The following is a 15398-nucleotide window of genomic DNA, read 5'->3' on the forward strand; positions in this document are numbered from 1 at the left end:
GAGCGTTAATAAACCAAGTTACAATTGAAATTAGGACATCACTAAAAGATTTAATTAATAAGTACGATTATACGGTTTTTAATACAATATCTGGTGAGGAAAAAGCAAGTAAAAATTACATATTTATTTTAACACCTGAAAGGTTACTTAATTTACACACTAAAGAAAATGCTCTCGAACTTGACGATTTATTTGTTGATGAAGCTCATAAATTAGCTTCAAGTGGCAATGACTCAGAGCGCAGCTTAACAGAATACAATGCTATTGAAATGACACTGGCAAAGTATGATAACTTGAAAGTATATTTCTCATCTCCAAATATATCAAATCCGAGTGTATTTTTGGAGTTGTTTGGTAAAAATCCATATTATTCTCACCATACCGATGAAGCTCCGGTAGCTCAAAATATTTTCTTAATAAATGTCGAACAAAACTCTTTAAGAGTACTAGCAAATAATGAATTTATTAATATTAATTCAGATTTAGTCAATTCAATTAGTAATAATAATGATTTCATAATTAATGTTGGGAAATCTAAACACTCTAACATGATATATTGCTCTCGTGGAGAAATAGCAGTGAACTATGCAAAAGAGTTTCTTGAAAAGCTGGATAATACCGAGCTTTCTGATGATATCACTGATGCTATTAAGGCTATATCTGACCTTGTTCATGAAGACTATTATCTTGTTAAGTGTCTAAAGAAAAGAGTTGCATACCACCATGGTAAGCTGCCTCACTCTGTTCGAGGTATTGTTGAAGATCTATTTAGGAAGGGTGAGATCGATTATATTTTTTGTACACCTACTCTCGCTGAAGGAGTAAATATGCCAACAAAAAACATATTCATAATTTGCGAGAACAAAATCAGGTACACTCAAGATAAAGAATCAAACAAGATTAAGAGTCTTAATTTTTGGAATTTAGCCGGAAGAGCTGGTCGTTATAGATCAGAACTTTCAGGAAATGTTTTTTGCTTGTCATCAGGTACAAAATCTTGGGATAATGATCTATCAATATTTAAGGATAAATCAGTTAAGCTTGAAAGTACAATTGAAAAAAATATTAAAAGTAAAGCAAAGTTAGATAAACTTGAACAGCTGCTTTCTTCTGATAAATTGAGTTCTCAAGATACAGACTCTACTATTAAGTACTTGGCAAATATAATTTGTATTGATACGTTAAGATTCCCTGAAGAACTTAATAAAAGCAACACCATCAACCTATTTATTAAGTCTAATCTTCATAAAATAGTCGAGCTTGCTAAACTTAAATCTAATGATATTAAGAATATTCCTTTGGAATTGTTGAATTCATATAAATCATTAGACTTTAGTACTCACAAAGATATCTATGAGATAGCTAGATTTCATGAAAAGGATGCAGTTTTGCCTTCTTTTAATTATGAAAACTGTACATTGGTGTTAAACATATTTCATCGTATATATGATTGGGAAAATACGGAAAAAATTAAGATGTCTCAAATCTCATATTACAATAAGCTTATGTATGATTGGATTAGTGGTAAGTCGGTCAATCAAATGATCGTTATGTCAATTAAATACTACAAGGAGAATCAAAAGCAATTATTTATAAGGCAAGGGAACGAGGTGCTAATGCCTGTTTTTGATGGAAGTTTAGATCATATTAATATACTGATAGAAAAGCTATTTTCCGATCTTGAAGACGTATTAAGGTTTAAATTTGAGAGATATTTTAACCACTATTACAAGGCGTTAGTCAGTATTAATGGTGAAGATGATTCTGGAACAAACTGGGCTACATTCTTAGAATATGGTTCAACAAATCCATTTGAAATAGAGTTGCAAAATGTAGGGATATCGAGGTTTACTGCAATCAATATCTATAGGAATGAAAATCTTAGAAAATACGTATACAAAACTAATGACGAATTGGTAATTGACTATAAAAATTTACTTAGAGTTCTTCCAATTAATTCTTTTGAGTATAGAGAGTTAAGTGCTATGTCGCTATAGTTTGAAAGAGGTAACAGGTTCAGTGTGTTTTTTGTTTATTAAACAATCTACAATGCTTCGGTTTAAAAATGGATTAATTATAAAAAACTACTATACAAAAAAGGTCGCTCATTGCGACCTTTCCCTACAACCCTTTCAACGCTCTTTCTTTAAGCCCTTCCGTATACCCATTAATCTTCCAATGCTCTGGGCTCCAGCCTTTTACAAAGCGTTGAAAATCAGCCCAAGCAATGCAAAACAGTGGTCGCCACTCTTGCTCAATATCGTTACTTGCCTCAGTGCGGCCTAAACGCAATAGGGCGGTGTTAAGCTGAGTAAAGTAATGATCGAGTAATTCGTTTTCAAGCTCTGCGCACTGTTCTGGCATAACAGCGCTGCTGATAAATAAAATCACATCCTTCATGCCGCAGCCTTTTCCTATGTATTGGAAATCAACCGCTGCGACGTGTTTTCCATCTTCAGAGAAACAGAAGTTCGCTAACTTAGCATCACCATGAACCAAGGTTTGGTAGCGGCTGTTTTTAAGTGTTTCATCAATCTTAACTGCGGCTTGCTTTAATGGTAAATCCGTTAAGGCTTTAAGCTCATCTGGGCGAGTGTCTAAATGCCAATAAGTACCTGTTTGCCATAATCCTGTAGGTTGAACATTAAGGTGCGCTGCGTGAAAGTTTGCAAGCCACGTTAAGCAGGCTTTGGTTTCGTTTATCGAGGCGCTGGTTTGTAATGGCCCAGTTTTTACGATTGGAAAACCGCAGGTCGCTAAATCTTCTAATACTAAGATGAGCTCGTTATCTCGCTGCTCTACATATAAACAGCGCGGCACAGGACAATGGGTAGGAACCGAATTGGCGTAATCTTGATACCAATTGAGTTCCACTTGGTAGGAGTCGAGTTTACGTTGGTGTGATAAATCCGTATTCCAACCTCTAGGATGCACTTTAGGCTTGGGTAAGGTGATTTGTTTAATGATAATAGAAGAGGTGGGTGCATGGGTTAAATGCAAACGCACCAACTCCCCATAACCGCCCCACAAGGTTTGTAGGGTATCGGTCTGGGTAATTGATGCGTTTTCGAAACCCGAAATACGTGATAAATCAAACATGTCGAGTTCCTTTATTTATCTAGCTTAACGTCGATTACTTATGGTTGGAGAAGTTTTCACCTTTTGCCATGCGGTCATACATGATCACGTTTACAGCAGCGGCTAAGTTCATGCAGCCATTGGTTGGGACATAAATAGTCTCACGGCAGAAATCGGTGATCTCTTTTTTCAACGTACCGTCTTCAGGGCCAAAAATGTAAAACGCACGTGGTGGGTGCTTGTAATCTGGCAGAGGTTTCGCGCCTTCAATAAGGTCAACCGCGACTGGCACGCAATCTAAAGGAATGATGTCTTTTAGATCTTCAACACCAATCAGCGGTACATTTAAATGCTGGCTTTTTGTGTCTGTACAAAATTGTTTGGCGATATCGTAACGTCTACCTGTGTAGAATACCGAATTTACGCCATAGCAGCCCGCCGCTCGCATTACTGAGCCAACATTTTCAGGTGTTTTTGGGTTTACCAATCCAATACAAGAGTAGCCTTTAGTCATTTTACCGTCTTTCCAATACAAAATTTGCGCGAAGTATACCTAAATTAAAGGGATTCATATAGACTCATTGGATAATTTCCTAGGAAGGTGAAATATGAAAACGGTTGCGATTCTTGTTGATGTGCAAAACATTTACTACACCACACGTGATGTCTACCAACGTCATTTTGATTACAACGCATTATGGGCAAAAGTGACCGATGGTCGTAAAGTGGTAGGCGCTAATGCCTATGCGATTGCACGTAGTGATGATAAACAGAAGCAATTTCATAATATCCTTCGTGGTATTGGTTTTGATGTGAAATTAAAACCTTTTATTCAGCGTCGTGATGGGTCTGCAAAAGGCGATTGGGACGTAGGTATTGCCCTTGATGCTATTGAGATGGCTGAGCAAGCGGATATCGTGGTGATTTTGTCTGGCGATGGTGATTTTGATTTACTCGTTAAGCGAATTCAGTCACGTTTTAACAAAGAAGTTGAAGTGTACGGTGTAGAGAGCTTAACGGCAAATTCATTAATTGAAGTCGCAGACCGCTTTATTCCAATTGAAGATAACTTGTTATTATAGAATGAGTTAACAAGTATTGTTCTTTGTTGTAACGTTATTGAGTAGTACTTATTTACCAAGCTACGCCTAACGCCTCATACTGGATTTTATAGAGTTAAGGAGGAGGGCAGAAAAATAGGGACTTTTTATAATTGAATGACGTTACCTATAAGGATAAAAAATAATGAGCCAGCAAACACAATGGCATTCAACAGAAGTTCCGGCTGTAAGTAATATTATTCTTCATGCTTTTGATTGGACTTATCAAGATATTGCTGAACAAGCTGAATTGATTGCCAGTTTGGGCTACCGCTCGGTTTTAGTCTCTCCTGCGATGAAATCTCTTCGTTTGCCATCTGGTACTCAGTGGTGGCAACGATATCAACCACAAGATTACCGTCTTATAGACAACCCATTAGGAGATACTATTGATTTCACTCGTATGGTGTCACGCTTAGCTGAATTTAATATTTGGGTTTACGTTGATGTTGTGTTTAATCACATGGCGAATGAGTCTGATATTCGAGCTGATTTAGAATTCCCTAATCAATGGGACAGAGAAGATTATGCTCGTGATCCTAAAAAGTACGAGTCATTAACGTTATTTGGTGATTTATCTCAGCCACTGTTTTCTGAATCTGATTTTGTAGAAGCGTTCGGTATTGAAAACTGGAATGATAAATGGGAAGTGCAAAACGGACGAATTTCAGGCGGTCCGCATGACCCAGGTTTACCAACACTGTCTGATAATGAGCATGTTGTTGCGCAGCAAAAAGCATACCTAAAAGCGCTAAAGCAGATTGGTGTTAAAGGCTTCCGTATTGATGCGGCAAAACACATGACGCTTGAGCACTTGAATAAAGTGTGGGATGAGGAAATAACTAAAGACGTACATATTTTCGGTGAGATCATTACTGATGGTGGTGCGACAAAAGAAGAATATGAGACGTTTTTGAATCCTTATTTGCAAGGAACAACGTTGGGAGCTTATGATTTCCCTTTATTTAATTCTTTATATCAATCGTTAGAAAATAAAGGATCATTTAAGTCCTTAATTGATCCTTACTGCTACGGTATGGCGTTATCTCCACTACGTGCTATTACGTTTGCTATTACTCACGATATTCCAAACAATGATGTGTTTAAAGATTTGGTCATGAGCGAATCGAACGAATGGCTTGCTTACGCTTACCTATTTTGTAGAGAGGGCGGAATACCGTTAGTGTATTCAGAGCTTGAAACCAGTGGGATTAAAAATAAGCAAAATCAACCACGTTGGAAGGATGAATGGAAAAGTGCTCGTATGACTCAGCTAATGTCATTTCATAATGAGATGTATGGACAAGAGCAACGATTGGTTGAAGCCAGTGATGAGCACTTAGTTTTTTCTCGAGGTGAGAGTGGTTTGGTTGCATTAAATAAATCAGACCATAATATCGAGGTTAATGTTGCGGTTAGATCTGACGTAGTGTGGTTAGAGAATACTTCTAATCATTATTACGCTCCCCAGCAAGGGAATCTTCGGTTCTTTATTCCTGCGAATTCCTACATGCTATTTTCACGCTAAGTGTTCTTATCTGAGAATGAAAAAAGGTGGATAAATTATCCACCTTTTTTGTTATCCGTAGTTATACCAATGCCATTAATTATCTGATTTCCCTACGTAATAAATAGATTATCTAATGAGTTGCATTGGTATTACAAACTGTGTAGTGAAATTGGATACGGATATAATGGTTGTTTATTAATATTCAAAGTTAGGAATATCAATATCAACGCGGCGGTTAGCGCTTCGTCCTTCTGCCGTTTTATTGGTTGCGATAGGATTAGATTCACCTTCACCTGACGCATTGATTTGGCTTTCTTTTACCCCTTTATCTTGTAAGTAGTCGGACACTGCGTTTGCTCTGTCTTCTGATATTTTTTGATTGTATGCTGCCGAGCCTGAGGAGTCTGTATGACCGATAATGTTGACCCTCGCTTGTGGGTGTTCAACTAGGATTGCGGCAATTGAATCAAGTTCAGCATGACTTTCAGGTGCAAGCTCTGAACCATTATTTTTAAATAGGTTTTGATGTGATTTAGATTGCTCTTGTTTAACGGCAACAGGTTCCATTGGTTTTTCTTCCATTGGTTCTGCCATTTGTTTTTCAGGTTCTTGTACTACTTCAACTTCCTCTTCTTCTTCGATTGATGTTGCTTTTGAAGCGCTTCCAAAAGTATAAGTCAGACCAATAGAAATGAAGTGAGATGATAGATCATAAATGTAGCTATCATCGATATCGTCGAAGTATTGGTATTCTAGACGTAAAGCTAGGCTTTCATTTAGGGCTAATTCACTCCCTAAACCTGCAGTAAAGACAGTGTCGTTTGCATTGCTATAGTCCATGTATGCGGCACCAGCCTTGAGGAATACATCGATGGTATCGGTAGCAGAAAAAGTATAACGAGGAGCTAATGAGAGGGCAGTAAGACGGCTATCAACGTATTTTGTTGTACCGTTATAGGAATGACTAGATTCAAACTCGCCAATAGAATCAAAGCCAAGCTCTAATCCCCAACGCTCTGTGAAATGGTAACCACCGTATACACCATATCCAAATGCGTCGTCGTCACATGGCCCAGAAGCAGAGCAGGCGTCGTCAATGAGACCAAGGCCTAATTTACCACCAAAGTACGCTTCAGCCAGTAAAGGGGAAGAAAACCCTACAGAAGTTAGAGCCACAGCAACAAGTAAAGATGATTTTTTCATATACAGTCCTTTTATTTAAAACACACCATTGTTAGCAGTATGTATAAATAGTAGAACAAGAATTCAAGTTTCTGCAGGTATTTGCTTATATTTTATTCTATTAAGCTTTAAGGAGAGGGGATTTCTCCCCTCAATACGTCAAATTTACACTTTAAATTGATGCACGATATCGCTTTGTTGGTGTGCCAATTCATTTAATGTTGAGCTGACATTAGCAATATCATTCATTGCGGTTTGGTTCTCTTCTGCAATGTGACTGATGTCTTCTAAACTGCGTGCAATTTCTGTGGTGGTGGCGCTTTGTTCGTTCGCTGCTTGAGAGATGTGATTACTCATGTGGCTTATCTCATCAATCAAGCTTTGTATCATTACCATTGCATTGTTGGCTTCGTTCGTTTGCATTACGCTTTGCTGCATATCCTCAACACAACTTTCAATGACGGTTGTTGTGGTTTTAGAACTTGATTGAAGGTTCGCAATCATAGCCTCAATCTCTGATGTTGATTTTGCGGTACGTTGAGCAAGAATACGTACTTCATCGGCAACAACCGCAAAGCCTCGCCCTTGTTCCCCTGCACGAGCTGCTTCAATTGCGGCATTCAATGCCAATAGGTTAGTTTGCTCTGCTATCTTATTAATAACATCTAAAATGGAGCCAATTTCACTGCTGACTTTTTGTAAATTTCCAACGGCTTGAACAGATTCATCAAGGCGACTTGATAATTGTTCAATAGTAGCAATGTTATTAGCCATGACTTTTTGGCCATGCTCAGAGGCCGCTTCAACTTCTTGTACTTTCAATAATGAGCTTTCTGAGCTTGATGCGACTTCAACAACGGAGTGCTCCATCTGAGTCATCGCAGCGGCAACACTTGTGGTTTGCTCACGTTGATTAAGTAGCTGTTGTTTGGCTTTTTCTGCTGTTGAACTGTTATTTTGAGCAACCGCTGTTAATTCATCTGACGCGCCACTTAATTGCAGAAGTACTTTCTGTAAGTTGTCAGCGACGGTATTGATGTGACGAGATACGCGGCTAAACTCTGTATTATGTTTAGTTTGAATGCGTTGTGTCATGTCTCCAGAAGTTAGTGACTCTAATATTTTTAACATGTTTTGCAGTGGTGTTCTTACTGATGATGCCAGATGGAAACCAATGATAGTCGCAAGTAGAGAAACAACAACACCTAACGCTATCGCTTTATACACACTTTGTTGATAAATAACTTCAGCTTGTTGTAATGATGTTTGCAGATCTTGATTTGCTAACTCATTAAATGAAGTCAGTAAGACAAGTGCGTTATCAATTTGGCGAGCGAGGTTAGATATGTTGTTGTAAAGCGCATCTTTAGCACTTAGATAGGCAAAGTGAGTATTTAGAATTCCTTCTTTTTTCCCTACTTCGGCACTGAACTGATTTACCGATTTATCAAAAGTCTCTTTTAATTGAGGTAATTGATTCACTAAACCACGATAAGCATAATTTAAATGAGTGACGGCTTTTTTATTTTGATTAACGGCTTTTTTTACAAACTCTACATCGTTACTTGCTAATGCATCAGAGGTAATTAGCTCGGCATCTTCAAGTTTTACAAAATAGCTTTTTGCCATCATCTTAACCGCAATGCTTTCTTGGTCGTTGACGAACTCTTTCATTCTTACACTTAATTCTGTGTATAAACGTTGAAAGCTACGAGTTGCTTTTTGTTTTTCATTATCAGCAAGTAGTAGAGCTTGATAGTTGTCCATTGCGACTTGTGCTTCATTGAAATAAGCAGCTTGGATATCAGTCAGTTCTGAGCGTTGTTGAGTGCCGGTATTTTGTTGTTCGGCAACATTAACTAGACGTTGAAACGTATTATTAAACGTTGTCTCTGCACTAACAAATGCTTGTCGTGCTTGCTGCATTTGAATTGGATCATTAGTGGTTAAGAAGTCTTTGAAAGATTTGTCAGCCGCAAGAAGAGCAACGCTGGTTTCATTAGATAAGCTGACTAAAGGTAAAGAGTCTGAAGAGACTGACTTCATCTGATTGTGGATATTACTCGTTCCATTGAGCATCAGGATAACCGTCGTAATAAACAAGATCACGATAAGCGAGAATCCTGCGTACATTCGACGTACTACCGAACTATTCATGTTCTATCTCTCTATAGTATTAATAGTATTAATTTTATTAAATCTAGTGTTGATTAGTATAAATAACACTCAGTCTTAATATGTTTACAGTAAGCATTCATATTATGATTATTTTCTATTACCCGCTGTGACCATATCTATAAAATTAACAATACATAAAGAGAGATGACTCTCAATTATTCAAGGGATTTTTGCAGATGAAGGCTTAATTTGTCGTTAAGTTATAGTTCAAGTGATTGTTTTCGAGAAATTTGTAACGCATACTAGAGGCAGTAGAAAATAAAAAACTGTGTTTTATTGGAGATGAGTCATGGCTGAAGAAACTATTTTTAGCAAAATTATTCGTAAAGAAATTCCAGCGGATGTTGTTTATCAAGATGATTTAGTTACTGCGTTTCGTGATATTAATCCGCGTGCGCCAAGCCACGTGTTAATTATTCCAAATAAATTGATCCCAACCACGAACGATGTGGAAGCTGAAGATGAATTAGTTATGGGACGTCTATTTACAGTTGCTAAGAAAATAGCGATTGAAGAAGGTATTGCTGAAGACGGTTACCGTTTGATTGTTAACTGTAATCCTCATGGTGGCCAAGAAGTTTATCATATTCATATGCACCTTGTGGGTGGTCGTCCATTAGGTCCAATGCTATTAAGTTAATCGATCTCAAATAAGGCTCCCTAGTTAGGAGCCTTACTTTTTTAGACTGAGAGTTTTCTATTTTAATGACGTCGATACTAAAAAAATCCATTGTACTTTCTTTTACCCTGCTGCTGTCGGGGTGTGCCAACCTGTCTGTTGGAAATTTATTTAGCCATTACTCTGCCCAGACGGATGATACTTATCAGTTGGTAAAAAATGGCGATGCTAAGCAAGCATACAGTGAAGAGGCTCCTGAAGTCGGAGGCCCCATCCTTGATAATCTAGAGCGTGGTCGAGTTGCTTTATTGAGTGAGCAATACGCAGAAAGTAAAGCGGATTTTGAGGGGGCAGAACAAGCGGCCAGAATACAAAGTGATCAAGCCGTAATTTCTGTCTCTGATTCAGCGAACCAAGTTGGTTCTTTGGTGACTAACGATAACTTAATTGATTATAAACCAGCGGATTATGAGTTGGGTTATTTACACCTTTATCTTTCATTAAATTATTTAAAAAATAATGATTTGGAAGGTGCTTTGATTGAAGTTAGAAAAGCGAATTACATTCAAGAGCAAGCTAAGAGAGACCGAGAAAAAGAGCTTCGTTCAGCAGAAAAAGACGCTAAAAAACAAGGTGTTGATGCAAATGTCGGCGCTATTTTAGCGAATTATCCTGATGTAGGTAATAAATTAGCCGCAGTGCAAAATGGCTATCTTTTCTATTATTCTGGTTTGTTGTTTGAAACAAATCGCAATTATAGTGATGCTTATATAGATTATAAGCGAGCGCTTGCGGTAGCTCCAAATAATAAGACGGTGATTGAGTCAGTCCAACGTTTAGCTCGACGACTTGGAATGCGCAATGATATTACGTTGTTAGAGAAGCAATACGGTGCTTATAAAGTACCAAAGCGCACTGACAGCAGAGTAATTATTATTGATGAGCAAGGTATCTTGCCACAGCTTTCTGATTGGCGATTACGCTTACCAATGTGGGATAGCCAAGGTAATTTTGTTCAATATAACTTAGCGCTACCATATTACAAAAAGACAAACCGTGATGTGTTCTCACCACTTAAAGTGAACAATAAAGCATTAGCCTCAGATCAATTGGCGGATGTTACTTTAATGGCTCGAAATGACTTAAATGAACGAATTCCTGCGATGGTTATTCGCCAAGCATTGCGTGTCGTTGCGAAAGATGAGTTGCGAAAAACATCACGAAACACGAAAGAAGAAGATTTAGCGAATGCGGTACTAACTATATTTAACTCGTTAACAGAGCAGCCTGACACGCGTAGTTGGCAAACACTGCCATCATTGATCAGCGTAACAAGTGTTGATGTGAAAGCAGGGGATAATCAAATCCAATATCTGGGAAATGAGCTAAACTTTACGATAAAAGAAGGTCATACCGTCGTAGTCTGGGTATCAAGACAAGGAAACGCCGTCACATGGTGGCATAAACAACTAGGAGAAATATAATGAAAAAATGGCTTATCGTTTTGCTATTACCATTGGCATTGGCTGCTTGTAGCTCGAGCCAAACTGCAGGTATTAGTGTTGATAGCAGTACTCAAAAAGTACTTTTTGGCGATAATGTACTTGGTAACCGTTTGTCTGTTGAGCAAATCAGCACACAGGACAACAATGGTTTAGTTCGCGGCATTGTGTCAGTAACAAGTAAATTTACAGGTGACCAACAGTTGCAATACCGTTTTTACTGGTATGATGCTCAAGGCCTAGAAGTTAATGGTTCTGATTCACCTTGGCGTACATTTATTGTGCGTGGCTTAGATACAATGAGTATTCAAGGCGTTGCAATGAAACCAGAAGCAACTCAATTCCGTGTTCAAATTCGTACATTAGAATAATATCAATGAACCGTGTTGATATAATTTGAGATAAAACACTCACTAGAGGTAAATAAAAAATGAATAAAAGTGTTATTGCGTTATTAAGCTTAGCTGTATTACTCGGTGGCTGTTCTAACAAAGTAAGTTACGGCGACGCTCAAGCAGTTGAAACAACAACTGTTGATTTTGGTTCGACGGATCTACAGAAAATTGCTGGCGAGATGACTGAAAGCATGCTGTCTTCTGGCGCTGTTGCTCAAATTACTCAAGGCAATCGTCCAATTGTTTTTGTTGAAAGTATTAAGAATAAAACAAGTGAGCACATTGATACTGAATCAGTTACTGACTCTATCAGTACTAAACTGTTAAATTCTGGTAAGTTCCGTTTTGTTGATATGGACCGTGTAGAAGCTGTTCGTTCACAACTTAACTTTCAAAACAATGATGAGTTAGTAAATCAAAATACAGCGATTCAATTTGGTAAAATGGTCGGCGCTCAATATATGCTTTATGGCAACCTTTCTAGCATCGTGAAAAATGCAGGCAGCGACAAAGACGTTTACTATAAAATGACAATGCGTTTAATGGATTTAGAAACAGGCCTAATCGAATGGGCTGATGAAACAGAGATCCGTAAGCAACAAGAGAAAAGTCTATTAGGTTGGTAATCACTAAACTCTAATTGATAGTTTAAGAAACCAGAGTGGGAAACTACTCTGGTTTTTTTTGTATTTGAATTTAGTAATTTCTTTCAATCAAAGCTTGGGAAAACGGATGGAAAGGAGTATAAGTAGTGCTAGATAAATCAAAGAGAGAAATACTATGAAACTTAATAAGTTAGAAAACAAAAATCGCCGTATTCGTAAAAAATTATACCTAGGCGAGTTTGCGCTTCTTGGTTTTGAAGTAAGCTGTGCAACTGAATTTAAAGATTTTGACCAATACGATGTATTCGTAGATGATTTCATTGATTACATCAACAGCATTGATTTATGTTTCTGTGGTGGTGGCCTAGAGCTGTTTGAAGGCTTTGTATGTTCAACTGAGCGTTACCGTTCAGCAACAGCAGAAGAGCAGCTTTTAGTTGCTAACTGGCTAGACAGCCGTGCAGAAGTAAGCAAAGTTGAGATCAGCGAATTAGTTGACGCTAACTACTTATAATTTTTGTGTTGCAGTTAGTCTGCACAAGAATATAAATAAAAAATCCGCCTTAGTTGGCGGATTTTTGTTTTTATGTTCTTAGAAACTGAATGCAGAGTTTATTTTTTTACACAAACCACAATCGCGTTACCAGAACCTGCATTTAACGGGGTGATTTTTTCATAGTCATGTTCAAATAAGTGAACGTCAAAGTATGGTTCTAATAGCGTTTGCAGTTGCTCAAAATCGACCGCTACCATTGGGTGTTTATCATCCCAAGCTTCTGTCACGCCATCTGTTGTTTTCTCTATCTTTAGCAATAAATGCTGCCCATCCCCTTGGCCACTGTAATTCCAACCTGATTGAAACGTAAATTGGCTGCCTTCATGTTCTGCTGGGTGCTTTACAAATGAGCGATTATCAATCTTATTTCTTGCTACCGAGTTAAAGCAGAATACGCCATCTGTTTTTAATGCCGCATGAACGCTTGCAATACATTCTGCTAACTTTTCAATATTTGCATTGTAATGAATTGAATAAAGAAAACAGGTGATTAAGTCTAAAGGTTCATCAACAGTAAAGTTACTCATGTCATGCAAAATAAACTCAGCATCAGGATTTCGCAACTTTGCAAGATCAAGCATAGGTTGGTTAATGTCTAAGCCCTTCGCTTGATATCCGTAATTAATAAAATGTTTAACGTGTGGGCCAGTACCACAAGCTAAATCAAGATAATCTCTTCCATGATTACCAAAAATTTGATGTATACGACGAACAAAGTTACTTTGCTCTTGATAATCGATATCAGCACACATTAAATCGTAATAGCCAGATAAATCAGTATATAAAGCGTTAGAGGACATTATAGTCTATCCAAAATAACACCAGTCTACTTTAAGTGTTTGATTAACCGCTTATTTGGAAAGGTATGTAATAAATACGTCAGGTGAGACACTGTATTGTAGTTAACTCTCAAGAGACGCGTAGGGCGCGGATATTAATCCAAAAATCCAAGTTTGAATAGATATAATTATAAATAATATAAAATCAATTCATGCTGCAATTTTGAGACTAAATTAAACAGAATATGCAGTTGTGATAGACTGGCCTAACACTATGTTATTGCGATACTTTATGAGTAGGATGATGGATATTAATTTTAATGACTTTGGATTAACTTTTTATAAGGCATCTTTGCTTACTGGTGGATTAACCAATGCTTGTTTGAAAGTTGAAGCGAAAGAGGGGACTTTTGTTTGGCGTCCGGTGTCAACACAAGCGAAGTTACTTGGTGCTGATAGAAATAAAGAACGAGAGATATTAACTGCGCTACATGCAGTCCCTTTTACTCCAAAGGTATATAGTTCGAATGAATATGGTTTATTAGTCGAATGGTTGAATGGCGATGTTATTGCTCTTGATAAAGCTCAAGGTGCTGCAGTTAATTTACTGGTCTCTGTTCACCAATTAGCAATAAACGATTTCAATGACGACATTAAAAATGAAGTGATGAGTTTGAAATCTCGTATCTTAGATTATTGGGGATCATTACAGCCGAAGTTCCAAACGTTAGAAATGCAGACGTACGTTGACCATTTCTCTCAACAAGAAGAGCACGCTTTGTTTGTTCCTTGTTTATGTCATTACGATATTGGCGCTTATAATATTATTGTAAGAGAAGAGGGTTATGGTTTGATTGATTGGGAATACGCCTCTATTGGTGATCCGAGTCAAGATTTAACCACTATGATTATTGCGAATCAGTTTAATGCTGATGACGTTATTCATAATTACTGTTTACAGCGTAATTTTGATATTGAACCTTGGCAAAAAGCGGTGGCATATTGGACGCCTTGGGTATGCTTTATGGGGGCTTTATGGTTTGCATTAGGCTATCAATTACTTAAAGACAGTTGTTATAAAGAGTTGGCAGAACGAGAAATGAGCAAGTTAAAAGAATTATTACCGTTAATGCAGAAATAAATCGGTAATAATCTAGGGTAGATCACTGTTCTCATTATTGTTCAAGTTAAGAGCTTTAAAACCTTAAATTTCATGGTAGATTAAAATTACTTATATGGAAAATTCTTATTCAGGAAACAGGGGGAACACATGATTATTTATCTTCACGGCTTCGACTCAACAAGCCCAGGTAATCATGAGAAGGTGATGCAACTTCAATTTATCGATGAAGATGTACGTTTCATTAATTACAGTACTCTGCATCCTAAGCATGATATGCAGCATTTATTAAAAGAAGTGTATAAGGTCATTGAGCAAGCTGGCGATCCAAATCCTATCATTTGTGGTGTTGGTTTAGGTGGTTTTTGGGCTGAACGTATTGGTTTCTTATGTGGTATCCGTCAGGTTATTTTTAATCCTAACTTACACCCAGAAGTTAATATGGAAGGTCGAATTGATCGTCCTGAAGAATATGCCGATATAGCAACTAAGTGTGTTGAGAAGTTCCGTAATAAAAACAAAGAAAATTGTTTATGTATTTTATCTAAAAGTGATGAAATTCGTGATAATTCGGCAACGGCTACAGAGTTAGAACCTTATTATCAAATTATTTGGGATGAAAACGAAACGCATAAGTTTAAGAAAATCTCTCAACATCTGCAGGCAATGAAAGTATTTAAAGAAGCAGAAACATTGATTTAAAAGCTGTTTTTGTAAATTCGATTTGAGAATAAAAAACATTCTTAACATAATAAAAACCTCACAATATCGTGT

The 15398-nt window shown here is 37.4% G+C and carries 15 protein-coding genes; 10 read left to right on the forward strand and 5 right to left on the reverse strand.

Features of this window, described 5'->3' with window-relative positions; all coding sequences use genetic code 11:
• Positions 1-1997, forward strand: a 1997-nt coding sequence (locus BTO22_RS05090) for a helicase-related protein (protein WP_105054555.1), incomplete at its 5' end; no start/stop codon positions are given.
• 124 nt (positions 1998-2121) lie between these two features.
• Here BTO22_RS05090 and BTO22_RS05095 read toward each other — a convergent pair.
• Together BTO22_RS05095 and BTO22_RS05100 are read right to left on the reverse strand one after the other, a co-directional pair.
• Positions 2122-3099 (reverse strand): phosphotransferase, encoded by a 978-nt coding sequence (locus tag BTO22_RS05095; RefSeq protein ID WP_105054556.1) that lies wholly within the window; start codon positions 3097-3099, stop codon positions 2122-2124.
• 34 nt (positions 3100-3133) lie between these two features.
• Positions 3134-3592 (reverse strand): RNA methyltransferase, encoded by a 459-nt coding sequence (locus BTO22_RS05100; RefSeq protein ID WP_060990765.1) that lies wholly within the window; start codon positions 3590-3592, stop codon positions 3134-3136.
• 94 nt (positions 3593-3686) lie between these two features.
• On the opposite strand from BTO22_RS05100, the gene BTO22_RS05105 reads away from it, so the two are divergent.
• Both BTO22_RS05105 and BTO22_RS05110 read left to right on the forward strand, forming a co-directional pair.
• On the forward strand, positions 3687-4160 hold the full coding sequence (locus BTO22_RS05105; protein WP_060990766.1) for a LabA-like NYN domain-containing protein: 474 nt from the start codon (positions 3687-3689) through the stop codon (positions 4158-4160).
• Between the two features lie 163 nt (positions 4161-4323).
• The gene (locus tag BTO22_RS05110; RefSeq protein WP_105054557.1) at positions 4324-5706 is read left to right on the forward strand and encodes an alpha-amylase family protein; all 1383 of its coding nucleotides are present in this window, start codon (positions 4324-4326) and stop codon (positions 5704-5706) included.
• A 177-nt stretch (positions 5707-5883) separates the two neighbouring features.
• Here the strand turns inward: BTO22_RS05110 and BTO22_RS05115 are convergent, their stop codons facing one another.
• Together BTO22_RS05115 and BTO22_RS05120 are read right to left on the reverse strand one after the other, a co-directional pair.
• Entirely contained in the window at positions 5884-6891 is a 1008-nt protein-coding gene (locus tag BTO22_RS05115) for an OmpA family protein (protein WP_060990768.1), read from the reverse strand.
• Between the two features lie 144 nt (positions 6892-7035).
• Entirely contained in the window at positions 7036-9027 is a 1992-nt protein-coding gene (locus tag BTO22_RS05120) for a methyl-accepting chemotaxis protein (protein ID WP_105054558.1), read from the reverse strand.
• Positions 9028-9337: 310 nt separating this feature from the next.
• Between BTO22_RS05120 and hinT the strand changes: the two genes are divergently transcribed.
• From hinT to BTO22_RS05145, 5 genes are all read left to right on the forward strand, one after another.
• Positions 9338-9688: a purine nucleoside phosphoramidase gene (gene hinT / locus BTO22_RS05125; RefSeq protein ID WP_060990770.1), complete on the forward strand. Its 351-nt coding sequence runs from the start codon at positions 9338-9340 to the stop codon at positions 9686-9688.
• 65 nt (positions 9689-9753) lie between these two features.
• Positions 9754-11151, forward strand: coding sequence for a COG3014 family protein (locus BTO22_RS05130; protein ID WP_060990771.1), 1398 nt, complete (start codon positions 9754-9756; stop codon positions 11149-11151).
• On the forward strand, positions 11151-11540 hold the full coding sequence (locus BTO22_RS05135; protein WP_060990772.1) for a YcfL family protein: 390 nt from the start codon (positions 11151-11153) through the stop codon (positions 11538-11540). The genes BTO22_RS05130 and BTO22_RS05135 overlap by 1 nt, the downstream gene beginning before the upstream one ends.
• Positions 11541-11599: 59 nt before the next feature.
• The gene (gene lpoB / locus BTO22_RS05140) at positions 11600-12190 is read left to right on the forward strand and encodes a penicillin-binding protein activator LpoB (protein ID WP_060990773.1); all 591 of its coding nucleotides are present in this window, start codon (positions 11600-11602) and stop codon (positions 12188-12190) included.
• A 154-nt stretch (positions 12191-12344) separates the two neighbouring features.
• Positions 12345-12683, forward strand: coding sequence for a YggL 50S ribosome-binding family protein (locus BTO22_RS05145; protein WP_060990774.1), 339 nt, complete (start codon positions 12345-12347; stop codon positions 12681-12683).
• A gap of 98 nt (positions 12684-12781) precedes the next feature.
• Here BTO22_RS05145 and BTO22_RS05150 read toward each other — a convergent pair whose 3' ends face one another.
• Complete coding sequence (locus BTO22_RS05150) at positions 12782-13525, reverse strand: class I SAM-dependent DNA methyltransferase (RefSeq protein WP_105054559.1); 744 nt, start codon at positions 13523-13525, stop codon at positions 12782-12784.
• 280 nt (positions 13526-13805) lie between these two features.
• Here BTO22_RS05150 and BTO22_RS05155 point away from each other — a divergent pair, with 280 nt between their 5' ends.
• Together BTO22_RS05155 and ycfP are read left to right on the forward strand one after the other, a co-directional pair.
• Positions 13806-14645 carry a phosphotransferase gene (locus BTO22_RS05155; protein WP_258132455.1) on the forward strand — a complete coding sequence of 280 codons (840 nt, stop codon included), beginning with the start codon at positions 13806-13808 and terminating at the stop codon, positions 14643-14645.
• Positions 14646-14774: 129 nt separating this feature from the next.
• The gene (ycfP, locus tag BTO22_RS05160; RefSeq protein WP_060990777.1) at positions 14775-15326 is read left to right on the forward strand and encodes an alpha/beta hydrolase YcfP; all 552 of its coding nucleotides are present in this window, start codon (positions 14775-14777) and stop codon (positions 15324-15326) included.
• Positions 15327-15398 lie beyond the last annotated feature (72 nt).

The sequence above is a fragment of the Aliivibrio sifiae genome (assembly GCF_002954705.1).
Classification (GTDB): Bacteria; Pseudomonadota; Gammaproteobacteria; order Enterobacterales; family Vibrionaceae; genus Aliivibrio; species Aliivibrio sifiae_A.